This window comes from Paenibacillus sp. UASWS1643, from assembly GCF_008693195.1.
Taxonomy (GTDB): Bacteria; Bacillota; Bacilli; order Paenibacillales; family Paenibacillaceae; genus Paenibacillus; species Paenibacillus amylolyticus_B.
Window position 1 is genome coordinate 41,849 of sequence record NZ_VXKZ01000095.1, and the last position, 26,688, is coordinate 68,536.

Here is a 26,688-nt window from a genome sequence, read left to right on the forward strand (position 1 = left end):
TCCCTCCTACAACGCCAAAATGTTACCTAAACCAATCGCCACACATCCGCCGATCACTGAGCTAAGCACGTTCACCAAGTCGTTACTCATCCATGCCCAGCCACGAGCCCGAACCGTCGGATGCCCGCAATGTTCATGTACCTCAACTTCACGGCCACACACAGTACAACGATACATCATCTGCACCGTTGCGCCCAGATAGGAATCGGCAAAAGCCCCTGCCAACCCGCCTACAAGACCGACAAAAGTCCAACTAAACAGACCAAGCCCTTCGATCCCGGCGATCCAGGAAAACAAGAATGCTCCCGCACCAATCAGAGCCCCACCAACGGCTGCAGCCACGGTGCCAAGAAGTGAGACACCTCCTGAAGCACCTGGCGTAAGTACCTTCCACGTGAGCACAGAGCGCGGCGGCTTACGACTGAGACTCCCAATTTCGGTTGCCCATGTATCCGATGTAACGGTAGCCATTACACCAATGAAAGCATATACCCATGCCGGATGTGGAAATATCCAGTATCCCAGACATAGGAACATGCCCATTCCACCATTAGCCATCACTTGCCCGGCATCCCGATTTCCTGACTTGGCATAGGATTTCTCCAGCTCCTGCTTCCGATCTTTACGAAACCTGGAGAGCAACGTTGAAGTAATGAAAAACAACAATAACGTGCCAAACCAGAACAGGTTACCCGCTCCGTAATATATCGTTCCCATCATGATGGCTGCCAGGCAGCCAGACAGGGTTAGCGACTTTTTCGCATAGGCAGCACCTGCCACCATAGAAGCGCATACGGCGCCAATAATCCAATCCATAATGTCTCCTGCATGCAGCGTATGTACAGCCCGCATGACGTTAATTGTATTTTTGAAATTCAATTATACCACGGTTTGATCCCAATGCCGAAACTCCTTACGCCAGCACACAAAAAACCTGTTTCGGCCTCGTGTAGAAGTGCCAAAACAGGTTATTGATCAAACGTTAAAACAAGATAACTTCACTCTTCAAGTAACGTCTGTAATTCAGTGTTCCTAGGTTCTGTTTCAGACCCGCTTCGCTCCTCCAATGACCCCATATCGGTTGAGTACTCTGCGACCAAACCAGTTGAACAATCGATCCGTCAGGAATCCCATAAAACCCAGGGATATCAGCCCGACAAAGATCCAATCTGTTCGGAAAAAGAGTCTGGAATTCCAGATTAGGTAACCCACTCCCTCATTCGAGGCAATCATCTCAGCACCGATTATGGCCATATACGAGGTTCCCATCGCCAGTCGCACACCTGTGAAGATATACGGGGTTGTCGCCGGAACAATCACATGCAGCAGAATCTGCCGTTCATTGGCTCCCATACTGCGGGCCGACCGGATTTTGTCTTCTTCAACGGAGAGTACGCCTGTCAGTGTATTCAATACAACAATGAAGAAGGTTGCATACATAATGAGCGCGATCTTGGATTGCTCACCAATTCCGAACCACACCAGAAATAAGGTAATAAAGGCGATCGGCGGGATAAAACGTATAAAGTTAAGGAACGGTTCCGCGAACAGCCGGATGAGATGAACTTTGCCAATAATCAGCCCTACCGGAATAGCAATGATGCTTCCGAGTACCCAGCCCGCCAGTACACGAGTGAAGCTGATTCCGATATACTCCATCAGCGTACCGTCAGCTATCAGTTCGCGTGCTCCCAGGATCGTATCCCACGGACCAGGGATCACGTCGGGCCCATAGATAAGGGCACCAAGCTGCCAGATTAAGATGACCGTTACCCATAGAAGCGGGATAGACACCCATTTTTCCTCTAACCATTTCATCTTACATATCACCTCAGTTATTCTTCAAAGTGGCCTTGAATTCGGTCATACAGGGTGTTGAACTCAGACGAGGCGATGTTCCTAGGGTAAGGTAACGTGTTGTGGTAAATATCCGTTATATTCGAAGACGGACCTACGGACATAATGCCTATGCGCTCACCAAGCAATAACGCCTCCTGAATATCGTGGGTGACAAAGATAACGGTCTTATGAGTTTCTTTCCAGATATTTACCAGTTCCTTCTGCATCGTCCGCCGTGTCATCGCGTCCAGCGCACCGAATGGCTCATCCATCAACAAGATCGCCGAGTCATTCGCAAGTACACGGGCCAATTGAACCCGCTGCTTCATGCCCCCCGATAGTTCTTTTGGAAATTTCCCCTCATGAGCACTCAGTCCCACAAGCTGGATGTATCGATCAGAGATCTCACGTCGTTGTGTCTTAGGTACCTTGGACATTCGAAGTCCGAATTCAACATTTTCCCTCACAGTTAGCCATGGAAAGAGAGAAGAATCCGCCTGCTGGAATACCATTGCCCGATCCCTGCCCGGTCTGTCGATCTCCTTGTTGTCTACCTTGAGCTGTCCACCCGACTTGGAGATGAAACCCGCGATCATATTCAGCAGCGTTGACTTCCCGCACCCGCTGGGACCAAGCAGGACAAAGAACTCTCCTCCCTTGATAACCAGATCGACATCCTTAATGATATAATGCACATCCCCATTGGTCGGGGCATGATACGTTTTCCGCAGCTGTTCAATATGAATGGTATGCTGAGTTGCAGGTAAGGACATAACGGACACCTCCCATTTCAATAAGAATTATTTACTATATGTCACTTTTTCCGGCAGAGCCTGCTGGAGAGAAGTCAGATTGAGTTTGGTGTCGAGATCAAAATCCTGTTCGATGATTCCGGTGTCCACCATATATTGCTTCTGACCCGCCAAACTATCATAAGCAGCCTGCGTAAATCCAACTTCCCATGGATTGATCGGAAGATCTTTCAACGTGGCATCTTTAGGCTGTTTTGTCTCTTGATACATCAGATCGGCAACCTCTTCAGGATGCGCTTGGGCATACGTGGATGCTTCATCCAGCGCCGCAAGGAAGTCACTTATCTTTTCAGGGTTTGCCTGGATGAATTCATTACTTGATACCAGTCCCATACCAAGGCGTATAGGGGTCTGAGACATATCTGTCAGCTGATGGACTCCTTCGAGTGCATCGAATTTATCAGTTAACGCGGAACCTATAACCCAAGCGGCATCAAGGTCTCCCTGTTTCAGTGCGATGTAGGCTTCATCAAAAGCCCCCTGACCAATTTGCGTCACATCACTCAGCGCCACCCCCTGATCTTTCAAATATTCATCCCATAGATATGGAATAAATGTGCCTCGAATGAAACTCACTTTCTTGCCTTTCAAATCTGCTCCACTCTGAATATCATCCCTTGCATACAGCTTCCAGGCGGCTGCCGCTTCATCCGTAGTCTGGCCTGCAGAAGCGATGACTGAATATTCCCCTTTAGCCAGAGCATTCAATACAGGGAAGTCCGCTCCGTACGCAATATCTACCTGTTTGATAAATAGTGCATTTACACCTTCAGCCGGTGAGCCAAACGTGATACTCTCTGCATCTATGCCCCGGTTTTCAAAAAAACCTTTGGCAATGGCTACCCTGAACGTTGGGTTCGTACTTGTATCTGCAATTCGAATTTTTACATTATCGGTATTCTTGCCGGTAGCGTCTTTTGCTCCAGATCCTGCTGCGTTTGAACTGCATCCGGATAATATGAGTGCCGTAGCCAGGAATAATATCAATACGCCGGTAATTATGGATGGTTTTCTCACAATATACACCCCATTCGATCTAGTCATGATTCTTGAAGCTTAACCGCCTGACTTGCCTTCATCCGACGTTGCCACACAGGCTGCACCCTCCACAAATGGAAGAGTTGTCTCTACGCTCACGATGGATGCAGAACCTTTGGGTGCTGCTCCCGGGACCCTGTAGGTGGAGACATCAATGGCTTCGATGGCAACTTCCTGCGGCTTCTCCAACTGCGGAACCCACTGATAAGGAACTCGATATGAGCGATAGACCATATTGGTATTCCGCCCATCTGTGTACGGGGAGACATACTCCCAGACCAGCTCATGCTCGGCTGTCACTTCGAACAATCTGCCATTGGAACCTTCGGTTATTAGGGTGTTGCCGTTAGGTAAACGCTGGGCGGAACTGATGTATGGGCTATAAAATTTATAAGAATCCGTCGGAACCGAGAAACCTGCTTCTGCCGAGGTATACTGCCAGACAATCTCCAGAGTGACCGGGCTAATCTCCAGTACACGGGAGTGATCCCGAATCGCATGTTTCAATCCAAATGGAGAAGCCGGATTTGGGAGGCCGTAACCTGCCCAGCCGCCATTGTCGAATACGAGCAAATTCCCTTCACCCGGTAGACCTTGGGGAATGATATGTGCATGATGCTGCCCGATAATTGTGCCGATGTGTTTCACTTCAGGTGAAGTATAGTCTGGCCCTAATCTCCACACGATCTTTCCGCTCTGTCTGTCTGTAATGGCGATAATGTTGGCCTCTCTGGCATCCCAGATAATATTGTCGGGGTGGAACCGTTCGTCTCCTTCCTCATAGAAACGGTTGGGTCCGACATAAGAAGCAGAATTAATATGTAACCAGTCACCGACACCACCGCCCAGATGACCGAAAGAGCGTGTATTCGGGTCACGGAACAGGACATTTCGAGCAGCTTCATCAAAACCCAATTCTTCAAAATGCTCGTTAGGCAACCACTCCCAGAGTACCTTCCCCTCCCAGTCCACTTCGATAATGGCATCATCAAGCAATGGCTTATCGGAAATGTGCGGGTTACTCACATTTTTGTGAGCCAGAATAAGTGTTTTTCCACTCTTCGTCTTCGGCGCAAGCCCAGGTGCATAGTAACCTACCGGATTGCCCTCACGCTGATAATCATGATGCTGGCGGGCATACCATAGTGGCTCATACCCCGGATCCTCGATGTGTTCGTAGCTATTGTATTTCCAAACAATGTTGCCGTCCCAATCCACCTGAACCAGATCGACATTATCCTGAATACCGAACTTCGGATCTCTCCGACCCGTGCTGCCCAGCACGTAGCCGCCAGGTAATATTTTGGCCGGAAAACCTAATAATCCTTTCCACAGGTGAACCTCCTTGCCATTCATATCGATCAACACTACGCCTTCCTCACCTGCCTGATAAACGGTATAACCGCCCCAAGCCTTATCCGGATTGTATAACGTTGCTCCAGTTGGATATATTGTTGAGTGTCCCATTGATCATCTCTCCCTTAGAATGTTTGTGGTATATCAAATGTCGTTACTTTGACCCAACCTCAATAACTGAGATAGTTACTCTTCCCGGTATTGTCCCGCTGCTTCTGCTCAAGGTTACTTGTGGAGGACCGATCATGTTCTTGTATCCCGTTGTTCTCCGCCAATTCCAGCACCGTGTCCGAGAATCCCTCCAGATTCGCTACTACCCGCTCGTAGAATCGACTTTGTTGCTCCAGTTCCTCACTCGTAAAACCCTCAAACAGAAGCGTGATACATCGGGCACCGATATTGCTGTTTCTCGCATACATCTCCCGCCCGCTGGATGTGATGTCCAGCAAAACCGTCCGGCGGTCATCTTCCTTTCGTCTGCGGATGGTGAGTCCCTTTTTCTCCAACTTATCGGTCAGAGCTGTAATGGCACCCGATGTAAAATCCAATTGTTCTGCCAGATCTCCAAGCCGCTGTTCTCCCTCACGAATGATTTTGTGCAGGATAAGCATGCCTGGCAGGCTGATACCTTCTACAGAAATGCGATCCCGCTCTTTGACGAATCGTCTGACCATTTTGCGAAATAACCAATCCGTCCGCTCCAACGCTTCCCAGTCTCTATCGCTCATTTCATAACCTCCTTGATCGTTTGAAGCTTCAACAGCGAACAAAAAAAGGCCCCCGAGGACATTCCTTAGAGGAGTAGTCCCGGGAGCCTTTGGTGGTCCAATCAGCTCAATGCAGTTTTCAGTTCAAATTATTTCACTGTTCATTTAATGAGTATTAAAATAATTGAGATTATCATATAACCAACTAACCCAACCTGTCAAGTGTGAATTATGTTAGTGATCTTTTCTTTTTGCAGCCATTCTCCGCTAGGTTGAAATTACTTATCCTGTTTTAAGTTTCACTTCAGGTTTCCCGTTTACACTATTCTCAGATCGAAACACTTACAAATACATCAACGACAAGTTACGATTCAGTTCGTACTCAACTACAGAAATGAGGATTATCCATATGAATATGAAAAGAGTCATTATTATAGGCACAATGATTGTCACCATGTCCTTCGCTGGAACAGCCTGGGGCCAATCCGCCATCTCTCCCATACCTACTGCTAAATGGTCCATCGTTGACTTGGATACTCGTGAGGGAAACAGCGACGAGCTGCTCAGCGCTCTGAATCAGGCTTCAGAAGCGGATCTCTATCAGGAACTGTACAGCGGCAAATCACTGAGGACGATTACGGAAGAAAATAACGGGAATTTGGATGAGGTCATTGCTATACAAATAAGACAGCTCAGAGAGCAGTTGGATGAACGGCTCGCAAGTGGAAGTATCAGTTCGGAGCAACATGCTGCACAACACGCTGAACTGAAAGAGTTGGTCACACAGAGCGCAAATACAGCATACAGCTTGGCGTAAATTAGTAGCGTATCCGTACGATAAAGGTATAAACATATATCCACGATAACACAGCAAAAAGGAGCGTATTCACGCCCCTTTCTTGTAACCTATTCATCTCAAGCAGGTATGATGTGTAATCCTTATTGCGCTGCCCCAATCGTGCAGGCACCCAAGGATTCGCCGTCCCATGCCAGTTCGAGCACATCTCCTGCTTGTGTTGGTCCAACGCCTTCCGGTGTTCCTGTAAAAATGACATCGCCCGGCCCTAGGCCGTAATGGTGACCTACATAATCCACAATATCCTGTAAACTGAAGATCATGTTACGAATGTTACCACGCTGGACTTCCTCACCATTTTTGGTCAATGTAAAGTCTTTCTCCAGTAATGCTGCCGCACCCGGAAATGCCTTAAATGCAGTAACCGGAGCGGAATTTCTGAACCCTTTGGCCGCTGTCCACGGGTGGCCCTTTTTCTTAATCACGGTCTGTACGTCACGTAACGTAAAATCAATACCAAACGCATACGCATCCGCCAGCTCGTCTACCGCCATACCTGGCTCATAACTCCGGCCGATTTGCACGACCAATTCAGCTTCATAGTGAACTTCACCCTTGGTAGCAGGCAATTCAAGGGTTTCACCATTCAGGGGCACGACTGCATGGGAAGGTTTCATAAAGATCATTGGCTCATCCGGAACCGCGTTACCTAATTCTTCCGCATGAAGTTTATAATTGCGTCCTACACAGTATACATTGCGAATGTTAGTCAACATGGGTATATTACCACCTTTATCGGATTCATTAGTGCATATAGGAAAGTTAGGGTCTGAAAAATCGGCTGCTCGTCTCCTGAAATGCCAACTCCCATACATCAGGACGGTTCGTACATAACATGAGTTCTGGATCAACTGCCGCCAATTTCTTCATAATGGTCTTGTCATCCACTGTCCAAGCCATCACCCGAATGCCTGCACTCCGCATCTCGTTCATTAAGGATTTGTCTACATTGGTGTATCCAATCGAGAGGAATGTACAATTCATCTGCCGCAGGGCGGTTAACAGATCACCTGGTCGTGCATCGATAATCAGCCCCGTCTGGATCTCCGGTGCAAGTTTCTTCACTTCGATCAGAGCGGCTGGTTCAAATGAGGTGATCACAACATCATTTTGCATATGTCTTTTTCTCACTTCATGTATAACAGCCGCAGGCAGACCCGGGTACATGTCTCCCTGTGTTTTCAATTCAATGTTCAAACGCACTCTGCCACACGAGCGATCTAACAATTCACTTAGCGCCGGAATCCGTTCGCCTTTGTAAGACTTGTTTTTCCATGCTCCGGCATCCAGACGTTGCAGATCAGCCCAACCAGTTTCCCGAACCAGACCCTTCCCATTCGTCGTGCGATCCACTGTAAAATCATGAATAACCACTGGCACACCATCACGCGATAACTGCACATCCAACTCCATCCACTGAACTTCAGGCCGCTCCATGGCCATCAGGAATGCAGCCATCGTATTCTCTGGTGCAATAGAAGAAAATCCACGGTGTGCTACACAAAGGTTGTTCATTCGATTCCCTCCTCAAAAAGGTTTTTAATTAGGTGAAGCGACTCCATTCCCATCATATCGAATACCCGGGGAGAGCTTCGCCATCTGTTCCAACAGCAGTTTGTTCGCCTCATCAATCATTGGAATGGCCTGACCTAGCCCGGCCTCATAAGGGATAACTTTCATGCTGCAAGCTGCATCTTGACTACAGCGAGCCTGAAATACCGCCGTTTTCCACGTCTCTTCGGTTGTGGATCTGGAGAAAATGAAATTTCCCGTACTGTATGCAATCCACTTCCCCTTATAGTACTCCAACCCTTGCAACACATGAGGATGACCACCTATAACCAGATCAGCGCCAGCATCTACAAACTCATGAGCCAATCGGGTCTGGTCACTATTCGGGTTACTTACACGTTCCTCTCCCCAATGTGCAATCACGATCACCAGATCAGCCTTCTTACGGGCCTCCTGGATCGCTGTTACTGCTCCTGTGGAATCATAGGCTTCAGCCACGCCAGCCCGATTGCCTTCCGCCTTCCAACTCGTTTCCGGTACCACTCGGGAGAATCCAAGCAATGCAATCTTCATACCTTTGCGTTCCAGATATGCTGGTGCATAGGCCTCATCCCTGTTCATACCTGCCCCGGTGTGAGCTATGCCATATTCCTTAAGATAAGTTAACGTATCCACCAAGCCCTCTACGCCCTGATCCAGAATATGATTGTTAGCCAAGTTGACAGCATCAAAACCCGCAGAGGCCATTGCCGCCAATGCTTTGGGCGAAGATTTGTATACATAGGTTTTGTCGACTGCACCAGTTCCACCCAGGGTTATCGGTGTCTCCAGGTTGCCGATGGTAAGATCATCATCCTTGAATAATCTGCCGAGTTTGGCAAAGGGATAGTCATAACCGTTCTTATCCAGCAACTCAGCAACTTTGCCTGAAAATTGAATATCACCCACAAAGTTAATCGTGACATCCTTCGCTGAATTGGAAGGTTTCGACGTCCCTGATTCCTGATCCACACCTGCATTTCCCTTGGTGCCGGACGGTGTCGAATCTGCCGCAGGTTTTTTCGTTCCGGATTCTGCTTTCCCACTATTGGTATTGCCTGAAGTGTCAGGTGTCGCTACTCCAGATGTCTTATCTGCATCCGCTGTTGTCTCTTCATCCGTAGCTTCGGGTTCTTCTTCCGAAGTCTCATCGGATTCCGAGTCTGGAGAACTTACTTGATCCCCGCCTTTGGCATCGTCTCCAATGGAAGGCTTATCCTGATCAACTATTTCTTGTTTCACTGGCTGGTCTGCCTGTTGCTGACGTGTATTAATGACATAAAAAATGCCCACCAGACCAATTGCCATGATCAATACAATATTAACTGTCCAGATGATTGTATTGCGCGTGCGTTTGCCTTTTTTCTTCTTTACACTTCGCTCTGATCTTGGGGGATACATAAGCAACTCCTCTTCTTCTTCACAGCCATACATACCATTATATCAGGCATATTCTGGATTTCCATCATTCCTTGGAACTGTATCGATTGAAAGGGTATTAACTCGGTTAGCTTCCAGATCTTCATATAAAAAAAGCCATCTCTCCAGTAGATAATTCTACGTTTGAGACAGCTCTCTTGCTGTACTTAATCTGCTGCAAGCTTTTGTGTAGCCTGAACAGACATTTCCTTCGCTTGTCTGATGCAATCAGGCAAGCCTACACCCTCATAACCTGCACCTGCAATGTATACACCCGGTAATTTGCTGCCAAGCTCCTCACGGAGGGCGGCAATATGTTGGAGGTGTCCCACCGGATACTGTGGCATGGATTTACGAAGCCTTGTAATCTCGGAGAAGATCGGCACTGCTTCAATTCCCATCGTCTCTCTCAGATCCTTGAGAACCAGATTCGTCAGCGCTTCATCCGGAAGCTCTACGTTCTGTTCGTCACCGGAGCGACCAACATAACAGCGGAGCAGTACTTTATCATCCGGGCTGGTATGCAGCCATTTCGTCGATGTCCACGTGCAAGCCGTAATATTCCGACCCTCTTTCCGCGGAACGAGGAAACCCGACCCGTCGAATACATGCTCCACCTCTTTTTTCTCAAAAGCGAGCACTACATTGGCTACAGACACATAGTTAATCGCATCCAGAGCTGCTGTATCGACGTGAGGCTTCAACAGCTCCGACGCGACATATGTCGGCACAGTAACCACTACATCATCCGCCTCAAGCTGTTCACCATTCTCCAGCTCAACTTGGTATCTGGTCTCCGCTCCGTCAAGTCGTTGCAGCGATTTGACCGCGGTGTTCAGACGTTGATCCACATCCTGCAACTCATGGACGAGTGCATGAACAAGGCTCTGAAGTCCCTGGCGAAAGTTCAGAAAAGCGCTCCGTTTTGTTCCGGTATGCGTCTCAGCGGGTTTGCGACCCGTCATCATGCCCCGGATCAAGCTGCCGTAATCGCGCTCTACTTCTCCGAACTGCGGGAAGGTAGCCTGGAGGCTCAATCGCCGCATATCACCTGCATAGATTCCCGCGAGCAGTGGTTCCGTCAAGTTCTCCAGCACTTCTGCTCCAAGACGGCGTTCAATCATATAACCGAGCGATTCATCCTCTGTTGTACGACGCGGCGGGATGACAAAATCCATCAACGCCCGCAGTTTGCCTGCCGGAGAGACCAGACCACTTCTCAAGAATGGTCTTAGTTCTGTCGGAATACCGAGAACAAGTCCTGCTGGCATAGGATGAAGCTTGCCACGCTGCATGATATACGTTTTCTTCGACTCCGGATTCTGACTGACCAGTTCATGATCGATCTCCAATTCTTTAGCGAGGTCAATCATTGCTGTTTTGCGAGCCAGGAAAGAATCCGGCCCTTTTTCAATCACAAATCCATCCCGGTGCAGTGTCTCAATCATGCCTCCCATGGACGAGCTTTTCTCGACCAAAGTAATCACGGGTTCAACGCCCGCTTCCCGGTAATGCTTGCGGATATAAAATGCCGCGCTGAGGCCGGTAAGGCCACCGCCGACAACAACAACACGGCGTTTCTTATCACCCATTACTCATCCGACCCTTGCTGCCATTGGCTTATAATAACGTCGCTTAACGTCTCCATGTATAGAGGATCGCTATTGAGAGAATCAATACGCATCAGGCGCATGTCGATCTCTTTGGCAATCGATTTGGCCTCAATATCGAGATCATAGAGCACTTCGAGATGATCCGAGACAAACCCGATTGGTGCCACAAGCACATCCTCTACCTGTTCACGAGAAAGCTCCTGTAACGTATCCAGAATATCCGGTCCGAGCCAAGGCTCAGCTGTTCGTCCGGCACTCTGCCACGTAAATTGCCAATTGGTTATTCCTACACGTGAGGCAATCACTTCCGAAGTTTCCAGCAATTGTTGCGGGTATGGATCACCCATCTCCACAATACGTGCCGGCAGACTGTGCGCACTAAACAACACCTTCACATCTCCGCGTTTTGCTCCAGCTTCTTCGAACGCATCCAACTTGGCACTGACACGTGTGGACAACGCCTGAATTAACTTCGGATGCAGATGATAACTCTCAATAAAGGACATATGAACGCCCAGCTCTTCTGCTTTTTCACGCGCACGTTTGATATAACTGCCTACACTCATCGTGGAAAAATGAGGAGCCAGTACAATACCAATCGCTGTCTGAATTCCATCCTTGGCCATCTGCTCCACGCCATCCTCAATAAACGGATAGGCATGCTTCAGTCCTTGATAACAACGGAATTCCACATCAGTGCCACGCTCATCGCGGTTTAATGTCTCTTGGAGGGCCTTGACCTGATTGTCTGTGTTCTCCCGAAGGGGGAAAACACCGCCAACAATCGCTTCATAACGATCCGTCAGTTCCTTCAATTGCTCCGGTTCAGGCGGACGTCCTCTGCGGATATGTGTGTAATACGCTTCAACACTCTCCATATTTTCGGGTGTGCCATACGACATCACCAGTACACCTACAGTATTAGTCATTGGTTACCGTCACCCCAGTCTTCATTGCTTCGGCAGAATATTCATGAATATACGCCGTTAGTTCTCTGAGCTTCTCTAGCGATGCTTCAGGAAATAATCCGTGTCCCAGGTTGAAAATATAACCCGGCTCCTTGATTCCTTCGTCAATAATCACTTTGGCTTGCTCCTTGATCAGTTCCATCGGCGCAGTCAGCACATATGGGTCCAGGTTACCCTGTACTGCAAATTTGCCGCCAAGACGTTGGCGCCCTTCCGAAATGGATACTCTCCAGTCCAGTCCAATCACATCGGCTTGCAGATTATGCAGTGCTGGCAACAACTCACCGGATGCAACACCAGGGAAATAAATCTTCGGTACATTCAAATCGGATAATTCGGTAAAGATACGGGTAATCGTAGGCAACACATATGTTCTGAAGTCTTTGGGAGAAAGTGCTCCAACCCAGCTGTCAAACAACTGGAATGCCTTACCGCCATTCGCTATATGCGCACGGACATATGTAATAACCATATCACCAAGCTTCTGCATCAGCTTATGCCACACCTCTGGCTCGCTGTACATCATCGTTTTGGTGCGGATATACCCTTTCGAAGGTCGGCCTTCAATCAGATAACTCGCAATCGTGAATGGTGCGCCCGCAAACGTAATAAGAGGCACGTCAAGCTCCTTATCCAGAATTCGAATGGTTTCCAGAATATGTGACAGATCTCCTTCTACGTCGATGGGACGCAGCCGATCCACATCTGCAGCGGACCGAATAGGATTATCGATAACTGGACCAATATTTTTTACAATGTCAAAATCAATGCCCAATGAGGCAACCGGATTCATAATATCGGAATACAAAATAGCCGCATCGACACCAAGTTTGCGTACCGGCATGAGTGTAACTTCAGCCGCCAGCTCGGGTTGTTTGCAGATTTCTAGCAAGGAGTACTTTTCTTTAATTTTGCGATATTCAGGATCGTAACGCCCAGCTTGACGCATGTACCACACCGGGACACGGTCTACCTGTTGTTTGAAACTTGCCCGAATCAGTCGATCATTATAGCTCATGTAAGAAGCCTCCAATAGTTTTTGGACTCATAATTACCATTATGCCCTTTTTAAACAGCCGTAACAACCACATGCAGATGCGTTCTACGTGACAATACTATGACATTCCTTACACCCATCCCTCATATGCCAATTGTGTTATAATGAAAGAATGGTGTTTTTTTGAGAATTACAGAAATATCTTTGAAAGGAAGTGAAAGCACTTTGAAAACGTGGAAAGTAAACCTCATTGTGCTTTGGTTCGGACAATTTTTGGTCAATTCGGGCATGACCATGATTACCCCATTTTTGTCTCTGTATCTCGCAAGAGATCTGGGCGTTGTTGGCGAACATGAAATTGGCATTTGGGCGGGATTTATTTTTGCAGCCAATTTCCTCACCTCATTTTTGTTTCAACCGCTGTGGGGCAAGTTATCGGACAAGTATGGTCGTAAAGTTATGCTGCTTCGTTCGGGATTCGGGATGGCCATCGTAATTGCCCTTATGGGTCTGGCACAGAATCCCTGGCAGCTTCTCTTATTGCGTTTGCTTAACGGTACCATCTCCGGTTTTAATCCAGCGGCTGTTGCGCTGATATCGGGTACCACTCCGAAAGACCGCATGGGTTTTGCCATGGGAATTAGTCAGTCCGGGCAGGTTGCCGGCACAATTCTGGGGCCGCTCATTGGTGGCTTGTTAGCGGATGCGGTAGGCTTCCGCCCCATTTTCTATATTACAGGTGGACTGATCTTTGCTGCTTCCATGCTCGCCATGTTCCTGGTGAGGGAGAAATTTGACCGTCAAGAAGCAGCCAAACTGCCGGCACAATCCGTATTGTCCGGTCTGAAGGAGCTGAACAAGTCACCTCAACTGCCCGCACTGTTTGCTGTGACCTTTCTGTTGCAGTTTGCAATGATTAGCCCCATGTCACTCTTGCCGCTGTATGTGCAAAAATTGCATGCTTCGGATGTAAACGTGGCCTTCTGGGCAGGACTTGTCGGTGCAGTTACGGGACTATCCAATATGGCTATGTCTCCGATTCTCGGGAAGCTGAGTGACCGGATTGGTCCTCACAAGGTACTTACGTTCTCCCTCATAGGAACAGGACTCATGCTTATTCCGCAGGCATTTGTTCAGACCGTGTGGCAGCTCATTCTTGTTCGTTTCATGATGGGTGTGTTCATGGGTGGCCTGCTTCCGAGCGTTAATGCCTTGATCCGTTCCTATACATCCGATAGCATGATCAGCCGTGCATTCAGTTTTAATACGAGTACCCTTGCGTTAGGCAACATGCTTGGAGCGATCATTGGAGGTTTTATGGCAGGATTCATCGGGATCGAAGGTCTGTTTATCGTCTCTGGCGGACTGCTGCTGCTTAATATGGTTTGGGTCCGATTCAAATTGTATAACAAACCTGCTTCTATTCGGGAATCCTGATTCCCTATCCATTTTAGTCCATCTTACTTTTCCATTTGAAAAAGCCGCTTCCAGCGCCTAATTGGCCTGAGAGCGGCTTTTGTCATTCATGCGCCATTCATCATTTATTTATCTATTTATTAATTCGATTGAAGTGTATTGGATAATGTTTCACACCAAACACAAAGGCACTTTGTATCGGTTCCAGAGCCGTTCCCGGCACAAGTTGAATGTTTCCCATGTGCTGAAGCAATGTATGAAGAACTACCCTTGCCTCCAATCGAGCGAGTGGTGCACCCAGACAAAAATGAATGCCAAAACCAAAGCCCATATGCCTGTTCGGCTTGCGATCAGAGATGAAATCTTCCGGGTTTTCAAATTGGGCACTGTCCCGATTGGCTGCTCCAACCCAGGAAATCACCTGCTCTCCAGCTTGAATCGTCTGACCATTCAACTCTACAGTTTCCTTGGCGACCCGCCCTATCGCGACAATTGGCGGATAATATCGCAGCGTCTCTTCAATCGCAGAAGTAATCCGTTCAGGATGTTCGCGCAACTCCTGTTGTAGCTCGGGTTGTTCAGACAGAATACGAACCGCATTGGTAATCAGGTTGGTTGTTGTTTCATTACCGGCAGCAAGTAAGAGAATACAGAAGCCTACCACTTCATCTGAAGTCAATTTCTGACCATCAATCTCCGCAGCAAGCAGTAATGAGATCAGATCATCCTTTGGCTGCAACCGACGTTCTTCCATAATGCCAGTGAAATAGATATGCAACTCCTGCATATTTCTTTTTTTCTCCTCCAATAACTCCTGGAAGGCCTGCTCACTATCGTCACGTGCGCCTTTCACCAATACATCAGACCAGTCTTTGAACTTTTGACGATCCGCCGCAGGGACTCCGATCAATTCCGCAATGACAATGACGGGCAATGGTATTGCAAGGTCATCAATAAGTTCCATATGTCCTTCTGACAGGTGTGGAGCAATTAACTCATCTGTGATTTCCTGAATACGCGGAGCCAATGCTTCAATTGCCTTGGGTGTAAACGCCTGGTTCACCAGATCACGCAGCTGTTTGTGTTTGGGAGGGTCTGTCGTCAACATGCTCGTATTGGCACGATCACGTGCAGAAGAGAACAGTTTGGGATTTTTCAGAACGTACTTCACATCTTCATACCCGAAAACATCCCAACATTCTCGATGCTCATCATATCGGACTGGAGTGTTATCACGAAGTTCTGCATACACCTTGAAGGGAAGTAACCTCTCTTCCAAAGTCTCCAGTTCCCGAATCGGAATGTAATTTGCATACTTTCTCGGTGCCTGTTTCATCGTTTCTCCTCCAATCAATATTATATATTTATTTACATATGTTAATCACCCCTATTATAAACATAACTCTATAACGAAACCACTCTTTAGACCGTAATTGATCCCCATTACCTAATATGCGTTACTATCATCCTCTTATTCCGTTACCTGCTTCTGATATGAGTCCCAATTCGACATTCTTTTATTAAAATGCTTCATTTTATCAGGACAAAAGACTCAACATGTAATATTAAATAACACAATGAAGGCATATTTCTCTTCAAAACTCCTAAAACCAGCTCTTATATATCTCTAGCAGAATGAATATTCTTTCGTAATTCCTCATAAATAATCATTTTACTCTCATTATCTACAAATGTAACCGATTACTCTACCATTATCTAAGTTTGTCACATTACTTAACATGAAATACAATCAATTTGAAATGGTATACATATTCTTCTTAACAAACTTAACATCACACTTACTTGAAGGAGAGTGCTATTCATGAGTAAAACATCCAATCTTCGTCCCTGGGCCGTATGGAGTACCGCAGCTTTAACAGCATTAACCATCTCGTTGTCCCCCATTGGAACCTACGCCGCGCACGTAGCTACGGTAGAGGTGAAAGGCACAACAGGTGCTGTTCAGACAGCAACCACTACCCCAGCTCGCAATACTTCCATTCCCGCAATACCAGACTCTTCCAAGCAATCTGCACTACCTAATGTATTGGTAATCGGAACTGGCGGAACGATTGCCGGACAATCCGAGGATGCCACCAGCTTCCAGAATTACAAGGCAGGCACACTTCCGATTGGAGAGATGGTAGACGCCTTACCGGATAAACAGAAGATTGCTGATGTTAGCACACTCCAGTTCGGAAATTCAGGTTCAGGTTCCTATAGCATGACCGACCTCTATGACTTGTCGCAGACGGTAGACAAAGCTCTGGCAATGTATGACAGTGTTGTCGTTACCACGGGTACAGATACAATGGAAGAAATCGCTTATTTCCTCGATATGACGGTTCAGAGTGACAAACCGGTCGTCATCACAGGCTCCATGCGTCCATGGACTGTCATCGGTTCTGACGCTCAAGCCAATCTGTACAACGCAATCAAACTTGCAGGCAGTGGTCGTACCACTTCATTCGGCACTGTACTCATGTTGAATGACACAATCCAGCTTGCTCGTGGTGTAACCAAGACAAATGATTATCGGACAGATACGTTTGAAACGCCGATGCTCGGCGCTGTAGGATATATTGATGAAGAAAACATTCGAATCTACCGCGCTCCTGCACGTGCGTTGAAACCTGAAGGCACAGCAAAGCCCGTATTTGATCTAAGTAAAATTACAAAGGCAGATCTGGCCAAAGTAGAAATTGCGATCTCATATCAAGAAGCTGGCGGCGGAGCCATTGAAGGATTCGTGAGCAGCGGTGCCAAAGGAATCGTGACTTCCGGTACCGGAGCTGGCGGTATCTCCAGAGCTATGGGACAAGCTCGTACCAAAGCCATTGAAGAAGGTGTCATCTTTGTGACCACCACTCGGACGGGTTCGGGAAGTGTATACGGCGGCGGCAAAGGCATCATTGCAGGTGACAACCTGAGTCCACAACAAGCTCGTGTATTATTGATGCTGGGCTTGTCCTTCAGTGATGATTTTGACACCATCAAAAAATGGTTCGAAACGTACGGAACACCTGAAGTATAAATAGAACTACTACAAAGATATCTGTAAACACAAAGAAAGAGACGACACATTTTCTGTCCTTCAAAATGTTGTCATCTCTTTATTTGTGTGTTTTTAGAAAACTCCGAACAGAATCACGATCCCCCTCACAAACATAAAAGCGTGAGATCGTGTTCCATCGGAGTTTTATCTTTAGGAAATATCCACTTTCACTTCACCCAGGCAAGTACGAGCCCATCGTAGTCCGGCAACATGGTCGTCACCAAGCGCGGGTCACTCGCCATCTGTTCATTGAAGCGACGAACAGCAAGCACGGCCGGGCCCTGCTTGTCCGGATTCAGTGTACGACCTCGCAGGAAACAATTATCGCCTACAATAACAGCACCTGGCCGGGCAAGCTTAATGGCATAGTCAAGATATACCGGATAATTCTCCTTATCTGCGTCAATAAAGAAGAAATCGAACGTGCGACCTTCCTGCTCCAATTGCTTCAGGCTGTCTGCCGCCGGGCCAATGCGGTACTCCACCTTTTCACCAAAACCGCCTTCTTCCAGATGTCCACGCGCCATTGCCGCATATTCTTCTTTCAGTTCCAGCGAAGTCAGGGTTCCACTCTCACGCAAACCGCGTGCAATGCAGATCCCACTGTAACCGCCCAGCACGCCGATTTCGAGCGCAGCTTCTGCTTTGGATGTCTTGGCTAGAAACGTGAGCAGTCGTCCATACGCCGCAGCCACCGAAACTTCCGGCATACCGTTCGAACGGATAGCCTCTTTCACTTTCAGCAAAAGCTCATCCTCTTGAAATAATTGATTTACATATTCATCAGGGGTCAGATTCACCACTAAAATCCTCCTTGGACACTTGGACTGCTTTCCATATGGATGCCAATGTTCTATAATAAATGTTTGTTATCAACACAGGCGGTTGACTGGTGCATCACCTTGAGAGAGGAATGCATACGTTCACCGCATTTCTCATTGTAAGTTTTTTCACGGAAAGCGGCAAGGCCGCACCGTTACTATACAGCAGAGAGAAGGATTTCCCTTCTCCAGCTTGAAATGGAGTTGAAATGAATCACATGGCTCAATTGCAATTGATTGCAACCTCGGCGATGGGACTCGAGGCTGTTGTTGCCCGGGAACTGAAACAACTGGGGTATGAAGATGTTACGATCGACAATGGACGGGTTTTCTTTACAGGAGATTATATTGATATTTGCCGTTGTAATCTGTGGCTGAGAAGTTCGGACCGCGTATTGGTGAAAATGGGTGAATTCCCTGCCACGACTTTCGACGAATTGTTTGAAGGCACCAAAGCACTGCCTTGGGAAGAGTGGATTCCAGCCGACGGCGAATTCCCTGTAGAGGGTCGTTCTCAAAAATCCCAGTTAAGCAGTGTGCCTGCATCACAAGGGATCGTGAAAAAAGCAATCGTAGAGAAACTGAAGCTGACTTATGACACGGAATGGTTCCCAGAGGATGGGTCTCGTTATGTAATTGAGGTCATTCTGTTGAACGATCGCGCCCTGCTTACTTTAGATACAACGGGACCAGGTCTTCATAAACGGGGTTATCGTAAACTCGTCACCGAAGCGCCTCTCAAAGAGACACTTGCAGCAGCTCTGATTCAACTCAGTCGCTGGAATGTATCCCGTCCATTCTATGACCCGTGCTGTGGATCAGGCACAATGCTGATCGAAGCCGCCATGATCGGCTGGAACATTGCACCAGGACTTCGTCGGACCTTCAACTCAGAGGACTGGGCTGTTATTCCTGAAGAATTGTGGGAACAGGCGCGCGAAGAAGCATTCGATGCTGTACGTGACGATGTCCCGTTACAAATTTCAGGCAGCGATATTGATCCTGAAGCGATTGAAGTAGCTCAGGCTGCAATCAAGAGTGCCGGCTTCGCCAAAGATATTGAAGTCAGCGTCCTGCCCGCGCATCGCGCAAGACCACAGGGTGAATATGGTGTCATCATTACCAATCCCCCATATGGTGAACGTTTGAGTGAAGAAAAAGAAGTTCAGAAGTTGCTCCGCTCATTAGGGCGCAGTTACCTCGACATGCCGACATGGTCCTTTTTTGCGATTACGTCAACCAAAGCCTTTGAAGAATATTTCGGTCATAAGGCAGACAAACGTCGCAAATTGTTCAACGGACGCATTGAAACCCAGTACTATCAGTATTCGGGCCCACTGCCTCCACGAAATAAAACACCACAATCTTCATAATTGTTCCAAATATAAAGTGCTCCAGCCACCCATGGCCGGGGCGCTTTTTTTGTGCGCTTTTCTGGTCATATGAATTCTCCTTCATCGACCTTCACTTCCGCAGAAATCAATTCTTCTGAGGCATAGTTGAAAACACATGAGGCCACGCTATAATGGATGGAGCCCTATTTTACATTCCGATTACAAAACAACAAAAGCAAGGGGGACATACATATGGTTGTCACTCGGCCTACGCGCAGCTCCATGCCACGCGGGCTTCTAAATCATCCATTAACGTTATATCTTATTTTTCTTGTGCTCATGCTGCTCAAACTCATGTGGCTCCATCACAATCTGCACGCCTATAACATTACGATGGGACTGCTGGATAAAGTCATTGCTATTGGATCACTTCTCCTCCTGTCCTTCTGGACCTGGTGGCTGCCACGTAGAGGCATGATCGTGTCTCTCGCGGTGCTTAACCTGCTGCTTACCGCACTAATCTATGCCGATATGGTGTATTATCGCTATTTCCAGGATTTCTTGACCATCCCGGTATTGTTGCAGGCCAGACAAGTTGACGCATTGGGGGACAGCATCGCTACATTGATCTACACAAGTGATCTCTGGTTCTTTGCGGACTGGCTTGTCGTCATTCCGTTCGCAGCTATCGTACTGTTCAGCAGACGTTACCGTTCGAAGCGCTCCAGTACATCTGTTACCGGTTACGGGAGTTATTCGTATAACGATGGCAAGACACGGTTGCGCCGCCGTCTCACGGCTGGCAGCATTGCCCTTGTGCTAGGGCTGGGACTCGCCGTTGGCCCGATTTATTTTTACAGCAAAACATGGGCCAAGGGCCTGTTCGATAACAACTGGTGGAATGTATCCATGTACAATGTGACCGGACTGCTCGCTTTTCACGGTTATGATCTGTACAACTATGCCAAAGACCACATTGGCTCCGGGCCACAGGCTGATCCCGCTGATGTTGAGCAAGCAAAAGCATTCTTCGCTGAAAGACAAGGAACTGCTACGCAGAATGATGCCTTGTTTGGCAAATATAAGGACAGCAATGTCATCATTGTTCAGGGCGAGGCTTTTATGAACTTCATGATTGGCCAGAGCATTGGCGGTCAGGAGATTACACCGCATTTTAATGAACTGATGAAAGAAAGTCAGTATTACAGTCACTTTTATCACCAGACCGGTCAGGGCAGAACGTCAGATGCCGATTTTGGAGCAAACATTTCCCTGCATCCACTTCCGGTTGGTTCAGCCTTTGTACGGTATGCAGGCCATACGTATGATTCCCTCCCTTCCATTCTGAAGGATAACGGGTATAGCACCAACGTATTTCACGCTTATGAGAGCGGCTTCTGGAATCGGTATACGATGTATCAGAACATGAAGTACGACAAGTTTTATAGTAAAAATGATTTTGCACAGGATGACCCGCTTGGCTGGTCCCTGTCTGATGAATCCTTTTTCCGCCAATCCGTTGAGAAAATGAGTAGTGAGGTGACCGAACCGTTCTATTCCTTCCTCATTACACTCAGCAGTCACCACCCATACGCCCTGCCTAAAGAGAGACAGCAGCTGGATGTAGGCGAGTTCCAGGGGAGCATGTTCGGTAACTATCTGCAATCCGTTCATTACGTGGATTCGGCGCTCGGCAAGATGGTGGAGGATCTGAAAAATCGGGGATTATGGGAAAATACCATCTTTATGTTCTACGGAGACCACGACAACTCGATCAAGGAACAATCACAATACGAACAGTTCCTGGGACGTTCGCTGAACGAACTGGATATGGCACAGATCATGAACGAAGTCCCTCTGCTCGTGCATTTACCGGACGGAGCAGCTGCCGGAACCATCGACGAACCTTCGGGACAACTGGACATCACACCTTCCGTACTGCATTTGCTAGGCTTATCTGACCAGCCCTATTATCATATGGGTAACGACTTATATGACGGGTCTGAACGTACTGTTGTGCTGCGTAATGGTGCATTCTCGGATGGTTCTGTATTCTATATTCCATCGGATGATTATATTTACGAGAGCGGCGCTTGTTATGACTTGTCCACGAGTGACAAAACAGATATTAATGCCTGCCGTCCTGGTCATGATGAAGCAGCCAAGCGATTACACGTCTCGGACACCGTAATTACCTATGATTTGATTCAGCGCTTTCGAGAGGAAGACAGTTCAGCAGCAACATCGCAATGAGCAATATCGTAATAACAAGCTAACAAATACGCGAAATGAAATGAATTGCATTCAATCAGATTTTAAAAAGGGGAACTTGCATTACATGACATCACACACTGAACCACTTAATATTGAACAGAAATTGTTCGATGCAGCCGAAAATTTTGTGAAGCAACGTTATCCTCAGGGATGGGGCGGTGCGGGTGCCGTTTATACCGAAGCCGGTTCCCTGCTGATTAGCGTAGCTCCAGAGGTCATCAACGATGCCACGCATCTGTGCATGGAAACAGGAGCTTATCTGGAAGCCCACAAATTGAACGAACGTGTCACCCACTCCCTCTGTATCGCTCGTGATGACGAGCATTCGGAATTTAAGGTCCTTACACCTTGCGGTGTATGCCAGGAACGATTATTTTACTGGGGCGAAGAAGTCAAAGCTACCGTATACGATCCTTCTGGTCAACTGGTCTTCAAGAGACTGGATGAGATCCAGCCTTATCATTGGTCCAAGGCATATCGGGATAAATAGCAATCTCCTTGCGAATTGTAGAAAGTGGCTTTATAATTGTAACTATATTAGTTTCAACTAAAAGGATAATGGAGGTTTAACATAATGAATATTGAGATATGGTCTGATTTTCTCTGCCCTTTCTGTTATATCGGCAAACGCCGGCTGGAGAATGTATTGCAACAATTTCCACATCGTGATGAAGTGAAGCTGCAATTCAAAAGCTTTGAGCTTGATCCAAACGCTGCTTTGAACCCAGGCAAAACCAATACGGAATATTTGGCTTCCAAATATAATATGAGTGAGGAACAGGCCAAAGGTATGAATGCCCAGATGAATGCAAATGCTCGCACGGCAGGACTGGAATACAATATCGATGCCATGATCCCTACGAACTCCTTCTCAGCTCACCGATTGACACACTGGGCGGATACACAAGGCAAAGCGCTTGAACTGAGTGAACGGATCTTCCAAGCTGTATTTATTGAAGGTAAACACTCCGGCGACCCTGAAGTGTTGGCTCAGTTAGCAGAAGAAGTAGACCTCGATCGTGACGCAGCTACGGCAGTGCTGTCCAGTGATCAATTCACCGACAATGTCCGCGCTGACCAAGCAGAAGGCGAGCAACTCGGTATCCGCGGTGTACCGTTCTTTGTATTCGACCGCAAGTTCGCCGTATCGGGCGCTCAGCCTGACGAGGTGTTCCTGGATGCCATTCAAAAAGCATGGGACGAGCATTCCCCATTCACAATGGTTGAATCCAACACAACAGAAACAGACGGCAGCGGCGTCTGCACAGATGACGGCTGCGAAGTTCCGAAAAAAAATTAAGCCAATCCACACGAAAAAAAGCAGCAGGATCTCGGGATATTTCCCGATCCTGCTGCTTTTTTTATATACTACACACCATTCTAGCTCATTGTATATTTTTGTGTTTGATGGACAGTTACTGTGGAGGGGACGGAATCGATTCTGAAGAAGCGAAGCGTTCGCCTGAAAGCTTTCTGCAAGAAAGCTACATCGGAAGCATAAGCTGTCTCCAAATTTTAACCTCTGGAAAGAGAATCAAAAAAATTTGGAGACAACAGCGATCGAAAGAACGATCCGTAACCGGAACCTCCACTAACTTATCATCAAACACTTATATTCAATTAGCGCCACCCACTTAATCCCAGAACAGTTGATCCGGATGTGGGCCCGTCCGCTTATCCGAATCCAGTGCATCAATTTGTCTCAACTCATCCGGTGTCAATTCAAAGTCAAAGATGTCCGCATTCTCACGAATACGCTCCGGGGTAACGGACTTCGGAATCGTCACAATCTGATTCTGAATGTCCCAACGCAGAATAATCTGTGCTGGTGTTTTCCCATATTTCTGGGCCAGCGCTTTGAGGGTGGACTCTTGGTTCAGCTTGCCTTTCATGATCGGGCTCCAAGCCTCCAGTTGAATTCCCTGCGCCCCACAGAAATCCTGAAGTTCCTGCTGGATCAGACCCGGATGCAGCTCTACCTGATTTACCGCAGGCACCGTTCCGCCCTCATCTATGATATCTTGCAAATGGTGAACTTGAAAGTTACTCACACCAATCGCACGGATGCTTCCTTCGCTATATAGACGTTCGAATGCTCTCCACGTCTCCTTATACTGGTCTCTGCCAGGCCAGTGAATTAAGTAAAGATCAATCACATTCAGTCCCAGTGCCTTCTGACTGGCTTCAAATGCTCTCAACGTTGAATCAAATCCCTGATCCTCGTTCCAGAGCTTGGTCGTCACAAACAGTTCGTTACGGGCAACACCACTGCTTGCAATAGCTTGTCCCACTTCTTCTTCATTACCATAGATGGACGCGGTATCAATACTGCGATATCCAACCTCCAAAGCGGTCTCAACCGCCTGTTGTACTTCCTTACCTTTTGCTTTATATGTTCCAAATCCTAGCCATGGCATCGTTACTCCGTTGTTCAGAATCGTACAATCTGTAATATGTTTTGTCATTCTGTACCTCCCGTATGGAATTTTGCCTGCTCTTGTTCTATTAACCTTCTCACAGAATTTTAAGCGACCATTCGACATACTGTCGGAGTACACCCATGGATCGAGAGTTCTTTGCAAAAGATATGAAAAACCCGCAAAGCATTGCTGCCCTGCGGGTTCTGATGTGACAGGAACGTTATATATTCCCTTGACCGTGCTGACTCTGGATTGAATTCAATCTTCTCTTCTCCTCGATGAACATTTCCTCTGCCAACTCAACACCTTGCCCTCCGAGTGAAAGCTCAGCTTGTCGCATCGCTTGCTCCGTATGTGCCAGACGACGTTCCGCCTGTATAATGGTCTGTGCCGTCGGATGAGACAGGGCCTGAGATACAGCAAAATGAAGCTTGTTCACCGCATTTTGCGCCTGAGATACGGTGGTATCGGCTTGCAAACTGGAATCATAACGCTTCGGCATGAGTATTCCTCCTTGGGATTATCATGTTCCTGTTACCCCTTTAGGATGGATAACACAAGCCTTCCTTATTCTTCTTTTGTGTTTTTATCGTAACTTTAGTTGATTACGCTACGTTTATTAGATAATCATGTGAGTCGGGAGGAATTTATTTGAAGAAAATATTACTGACACTCTGCATGTTGCCCTTGCTCATTTGGGTACAAGGCTGTGCTCCTGCAACATACGAGATAGAAGGATATACAGCATCATCCATGAACCCAGACATCCCGGTTCCAACCAATGCAAAACTCATTGAAAACATAGCTTATTCCGATCATCCCACTCTTAAAAAAGGTGTTAAGTATGAACTGAAACATATTGGGGGTGAGCAAGGACTATACCCGCCAATGGATTATTTTCAGAAGTTAGCGGATACAGGATGGGTGGAATTAGAGGAAGAACGGCTGGGACATGTACATTTTCTGAAAAAGGATACTACCGTCATTGCCATTGAAATTCGAGAAGATACCTTCCAAATTACTGAAATGGTCAAAGGTGCTATGGAGTAACACATCCTTTCACTGCTACCCAAACGCAAAAAAAGGAGAGGCACATCGCCCCTCCTTGCGGATCTTTGAACTTTTCGTTCACTCACCTTGGTATATCCTATTACTTCACGAACTTTGCGACTTTGGCGAGCACTTCTTCTTCTGTCGGCGCACTGATGTACCGACCATTAATAAAGACAAACGCACGTTTCGCGCAAGGACCGCAATAGGATTTGCACCCAATCTTGATCTCCGTGTCTGGAGCCATTTTTTGCAACTTGGGTACAATCGATTTCAGTCGGACATGATTACACTTTTCGCATACGCGGATATCGTTAGCCATGAGTTCCCCTTCTTCGCGCCCTTAGTGGTCGCCGTGATTACCTTGGGACGGATTCGTAATAACAAATCCCTCTTCCGGGAAGTAGAGGTAGTCAATTTTAACACCGTTCAACAAAGGCTGGTCATTTGCAAGAATGACATCAATCTCTTTATCGGTAGATACAACCGTATCATTTTCTTTTGGTGTGTCGAGATCAAGCCCGTAGTGAGCATGGTCACCATGTGCATGGGTGATGACAACGCGCAGTTTTTTTCCTTCGTTCTCCGGCTTGTCCAATTCAAGCTTCAATACTTTAGCAGCATTACGCGTAATTTTGCAGTTCATTCTCTTCATCTCCTATATTGTAATTGCAGGTTTCAACAATTTCAGCATTCTTAAACTACAGCATCTATTGTAAAGAAAGTTACCGCTCTTCGCAATAACATTGATGCGAATTCAGTGTTAAAATGATCCATTGGGCCGCAAATTAAGAAGGTGCCCCCTCCTGAAGCACAGGATATTTACGTTCTGCCCGGCTTACAAACCAGTTCATCAGAATCAAAGTGACCCCGATATCATCGATGGGCATAAACGGCATTACGTCAGGAAGTACCCAGTACAACAGCGCTGGAATAATAAACAACAGCTTTTCTCCCAAAGGAATCTGCGGAGCCCGGAGCAGCCGGGGGAGCCTTTTGAAAACTTGTGTCCATCGTTTGAACGACAGCAGTCTTCTCCACTTCATTTGAATCCCTCCGTATAATTGTATATGTCGCCGAAACGGCACATCCATCATTACCCGTTCAAAAACATTCAGAACGAATGACGTAGAATGTCATTATCAAAAATAATAAAAACGGA

27 protein-coding genes are annotated in these 26,688 nt (G+C 47.2%); 8 read left to right on the forward strand and 19 right to left on the reverse strand.

Annotated elements, in window-relative coordinates; genetic code table 11:
* Positions 1–6: 6 nt before the first annotated feature.
* The 6 genes from FE296_RS04805 to FE296_RS04830 form a co-directional block, all read right to left on the reverse strand.
* The gene (locus FE296_RS04805; RefSeq protein WP_150364367.1) at positions 7–816 is read right to left on the reverse strand and encodes a DUF92 domain-containing protein; all 810 of its coding nucleotides are present in this window, start codon (positions 814–816) and stop codon (positions 7–9) included.
* A gap of 228 nt (positions 817–1,044) precedes the next feature.
* Positions 1,045–1,818, reverse strand: coding sequence for an ABC transporter permease (locus FE296_RS04810; RefSeq protein WP_150364368.1), 774 nt, complete (start codon positions 1,816–1,818; stop codon positions 1,045–1,047).
* Between the two features lie 17 nt (positions 1,819–1,835).
* Positions 1,836–2,612, reverse strand: a complete 777-nt coding sequence (locus FE296_RS04815) for an ABC transporter ATP-binding protein (RefSeq protein ID WP_074094443.1) — start codon at positions 2,610–2,612, stop codon at positions 1,836–1,838.
* A gap of 27 nt (positions 2,613–2,639) precedes the next feature.
* Complete coding sequence (locus FE296_RS04820) at positions 2,640–3,695, reverse strand: ABC transporter substrate-binding protein (protein WP_150364369.1); 1,056 nt, start codon at positions 3,693–3,695, stop codon at positions 2,640–2,642.
* Positions 3,696–3,707: 12 nt separating this feature from the next.
* A complete protein-coding gene (locus tag FE296_RS04825) occupies positions 3,708–5,156 on the reverse strand; it encodes an aryl-sulfate sulfotransferase (RefSeq protein WP_150364370.1) in 1,449 nt (482 codons plus the stop codon).
* A 59-nt stretch (positions 5,157–5,215) separates the two neighbouring features.
* Complete coding sequence (locus FE296_RS04830) at positions 5,216–5,773, reverse strand: MarR family winged helix-turn-helix transcriptional regulator (protein WP_124113931.1); 558 nt, start codon at positions 5,771–5,773, stop codon at positions 5,216–5,218.
* Between the two features lie 388 nt (positions 5,774–6,161).
* On the opposite strand from FE296_RS04830, the gene FE296_RS04835 reads away from it, so the two are divergent.
* Complete coding sequence (locus tag FE296_RS04835) at positions 6,162–6,569, forward strand: hypothetical protein (protein WP_150364371.1); 408 nt, start codon at positions 6,162–6,164, stop codon at positions 6,567–6,569.
* A gap of 122 nt (positions 6,570–6,691) precedes the next feature.
* On the opposite strand, the gene FE296_RS04840 is transcribed toward FE296_RS04835, so the two are convergent.
* The 6 genes from FE296_RS04840 to hemE all read right to left on the reverse strand — a co-directional run bounded on the left by FE296_RS04840 (position 6,692) and on the right by hemE (position 13,177).
* Positions 6,692–7,324, reverse strand: coding sequence for a fumarylacetoacetate hydrolase family protein (locus FE296_RS04840; RefSeq protein WP_124113929.1), 633 nt, complete (start codon positions 7,322–7,324; stop codon positions 6,692–6,694).
* Positions 7,325–7,370: 46 nt separating this feature from the next.
* The gene (locus FE296_RS04845; protein WP_150364372.1) at positions 7,371–8,123 is read right to left on the reverse strand and encodes a glycerophosphodiester phosphodiesterase; all 753 of its coding nucleotides are present in this window, start codon (positions 8,121–8,123) and stop codon (positions 7,371–7,373) included.
* Positions 8,124–8,147: 24 nt separating this feature from the next.
* Entirely contained in the window at positions 8,148–9,560 is a 1,413-nt protein-coding gene (locus tag FE296_RS04850; protein ID WP_150364373.1) for a CapA family protein, read from the reverse strand.
* Between the two features lie 185 nt (positions 9,561–9,745).
* Positions 9,746–11,170 carry a protoporphyrinogen oxidase gene (gene hemY / locus FE296_RS04855; RefSeq protein WP_150364374.1) on the reverse strand — a complete coding sequence of 475 codons (1,425 nt, stop codon included), beginning with the start codon at positions 11,168–11,170 and terminating at the stop codon, positions 9,746–9,748.
* Entirely contained in the window at positions 11,170–12,120 is a 951-nt protein-coding gene (gene hemH, locus FE296_RS04860) for a ferrochelatase (protein ID WP_036609705.1), read from the reverse strand. Before hemH ends, hemY begins: the two co-directional genes overlap by 1 nt.
* Entirely contained in the window at positions 12,113–13,177 is a 1,065-nt protein-coding gene (hemE, locus tag FE296_RS04865) for a uroporphyrinogen decarboxylase (RefSeq protein WP_133384225.1), read from the reverse strand. Before hemE ends, hemH begins: the two co-directional genes overlap by 8 nt.
* Positions 13,178–13,381: 204 nt before the next feature.
* Here hemE and FE296_RS04870 point away from each other — a divergent pair, with 204 nt between their 5' ends.
* Positions 13,382–14,593 carry an MFS transporter gene (locus tag FE296_RS04870; protein ID WP_150364375.1) on the forward strand — a complete coding sequence of 404 codons (1,212 nt, stop codon included), beginning with the start codon at positions 13,382–13,384 and terminating at the stop codon, positions 14,591–14,593.
* Positions 14,594–14,705: 112 nt separating this feature from the next.
* Here the strand turns inward: FE296_RS04870 and FE296_RS04875 are convergent, their stop codons facing one another.
* On the reverse strand, positions 14,706–15,908 hold the full coding sequence (locus FE296_RS04875; RefSeq protein WP_150364376.1) for a cytochrome P450: 1,203 nt from the start codon (positions 15,906–15,908) through the stop codon (positions 14,706–14,708).
* A gap of 486 nt (positions 15,909–16,394) precedes the next feature.
* On the opposite strand from FE296_RS04875, the gene FE296_RS04880 reads away from it, so the two are divergent.
* Positions 16,395–17,606: an asparaginase gene (locus FE296_RS04880; protein WP_150364377.1), complete on the forward strand. Its 1,212-nt coding sequence runs from the start codon at positions 16,395–16,397 to the stop codon at positions 17,604–17,606.
* Positions 17,607–17,794: 188 nt separating this feature from the next.
* Here FE296_RS04880 and FE296_RS04885 read toward each other — a convergent pair whose 3' ends face one another.
* Positions 17,795–18,427, reverse strand: a complete 633-nt coding sequence (locus FE296_RS04885) for an O-methyltransferase (protein WP_150364378.1) — start codon at positions 18,425–18,427, stop codon at positions 17,795–17,797.
* 239 nt (positions 18,428–18,666) lie between these two features.
* Between FE296_RS04885 and FE296_RS04890 the strand changes: the two genes are divergently transcribed.
* The 4 genes from FE296_RS04890 (at position 18,667) to FE296_RS04905 (ending at position 23,356) form a co-directional block, all read left to right on the forward strand.
* Entirely contained in the window at positions 18,667–19,821 is a 1,155-nt protein-coding gene (locus FE296_RS04890) for a THUMP domain-containing class I SAM-dependent RNA methyltransferase (protein WP_150364402.1), read from the forward strand.
* A 213-nt stretch (positions 19,822–20,034) separates the two neighbouring features.
* Positions 20,035–22,035, forward strand: coding sequence for an LTA synthase family protein (locus FE296_RS04895; RefSeq protein ID WP_150364379.1), 2,001 nt, complete (start codon positions 20,035–20,037; stop codon positions 22,033–22,035).
* A gap of 85 nt (positions 22,036–22,120) precedes the next feature.
* Complete coding sequence (locus FE296_RS04900) at positions 22,121–22,546, forward strand: cytidine deaminase (protein WP_150364380.1); 426 nt, start codon at positions 22,121–22,123, stop codon at positions 22,544–22,546.
* An 84-nt stretch (positions 22,547–22,630) separates the two neighbouring features.
* Positions 22,631–23,356: a DsbA family oxidoreductase gene (locus FE296_RS04905; protein WP_150364381.1), complete on the forward strand. Its 726-nt coding sequence runs from the start codon at positions 22,631–22,633 to the stop codon at positions 23,354–23,356.
* 334 nt (positions 23,357–23,690) lie between these two features.
* Here FE296_RS04905 and FE296_RS04910 read toward each other — a convergent pair whose 3' ends face one another.
* Positions 23,691–24,521 carry an aldo/keto reductase gene (locus tag FE296_RS04910; RefSeq protein WP_036670089.1) on the reverse strand — a complete coding sequence of 277 codons (831 nt, stop codon included), beginning with the start codon at positions 24,519–24,521 and terminating at the stop codon, positions 23,691–23,693.
* Positions 24,522–24,696: 175 nt separating this feature from the next.
* On the reverse strand, positions 24,697–24,978 hold the full coding sequence (locus FE296_RS04915; protein WP_124113920.1) for a hypothetical protein: 282 nt from the start codon (positions 24,976–24,978) through the stop codon (positions 24,697–24,699).
* Between the two features lie 149 nt (positions 24,979–25,127).
* Here FE296_RS04915 and FE296_RS04920 point away from each other — a divergent pair, with 149 nt between their 5' ends.
* The gene (locus tag FE296_RS04920; RefSeq protein ID WP_124113919.1) at positions 25,128–25,526 is read left to right on the forward strand and encodes a hypothetical protein; all 399 of its coding nucleotides are present in this window, start codon (positions 25,128–25,130) and stop codon (positions 25,524–25,526) included.
* A gap of 100 nt (positions 25,527–25,626) precedes the next feature.
* Here the strand turns inward: FE296_RS04920 and FE296_RS04925 are convergent, their stop codons facing one another.
* From FE296_RS04925 to FE296_RS04935, 3 genes are all read right to left on the reverse strand, one after another.
* On the reverse strand, positions 25,627–25,848 hold the full coding sequence (locus tag FE296_RS04925; RefSeq protein ID WP_017689421.1) for a YuzB family protein: 222 nt from the start codon (positions 25,846–25,848) through the stop codon (positions 25,627–25,629).
* Between the two features lie 21 nt (positions 25,849–25,869).
* On the reverse strand, positions 25,870–26,172 hold the full coding sequence (locus FE296_RS04930; RefSeq protein ID WP_036670085.1) for a heme biosynthesis protein HemY: 303 nt from the start codon (positions 26,170–26,172) through the stop codon (positions 25,870–25,872).
* A 142-nt stretch (positions 26,173–26,314) separates the two neighbouring features.
* Complete coding sequence (locus FE296_RS04935; RefSeq protein WP_017689423.1) at positions 26,315–26,572, reverse strand: hypothetical protein; 258 nt, start codon at positions 26,570–26,572, stop codon at positions 26,315–26,317.
* Between the last annotated feature and the right edge of the window lie 116 nt (positions 26,573–26,688).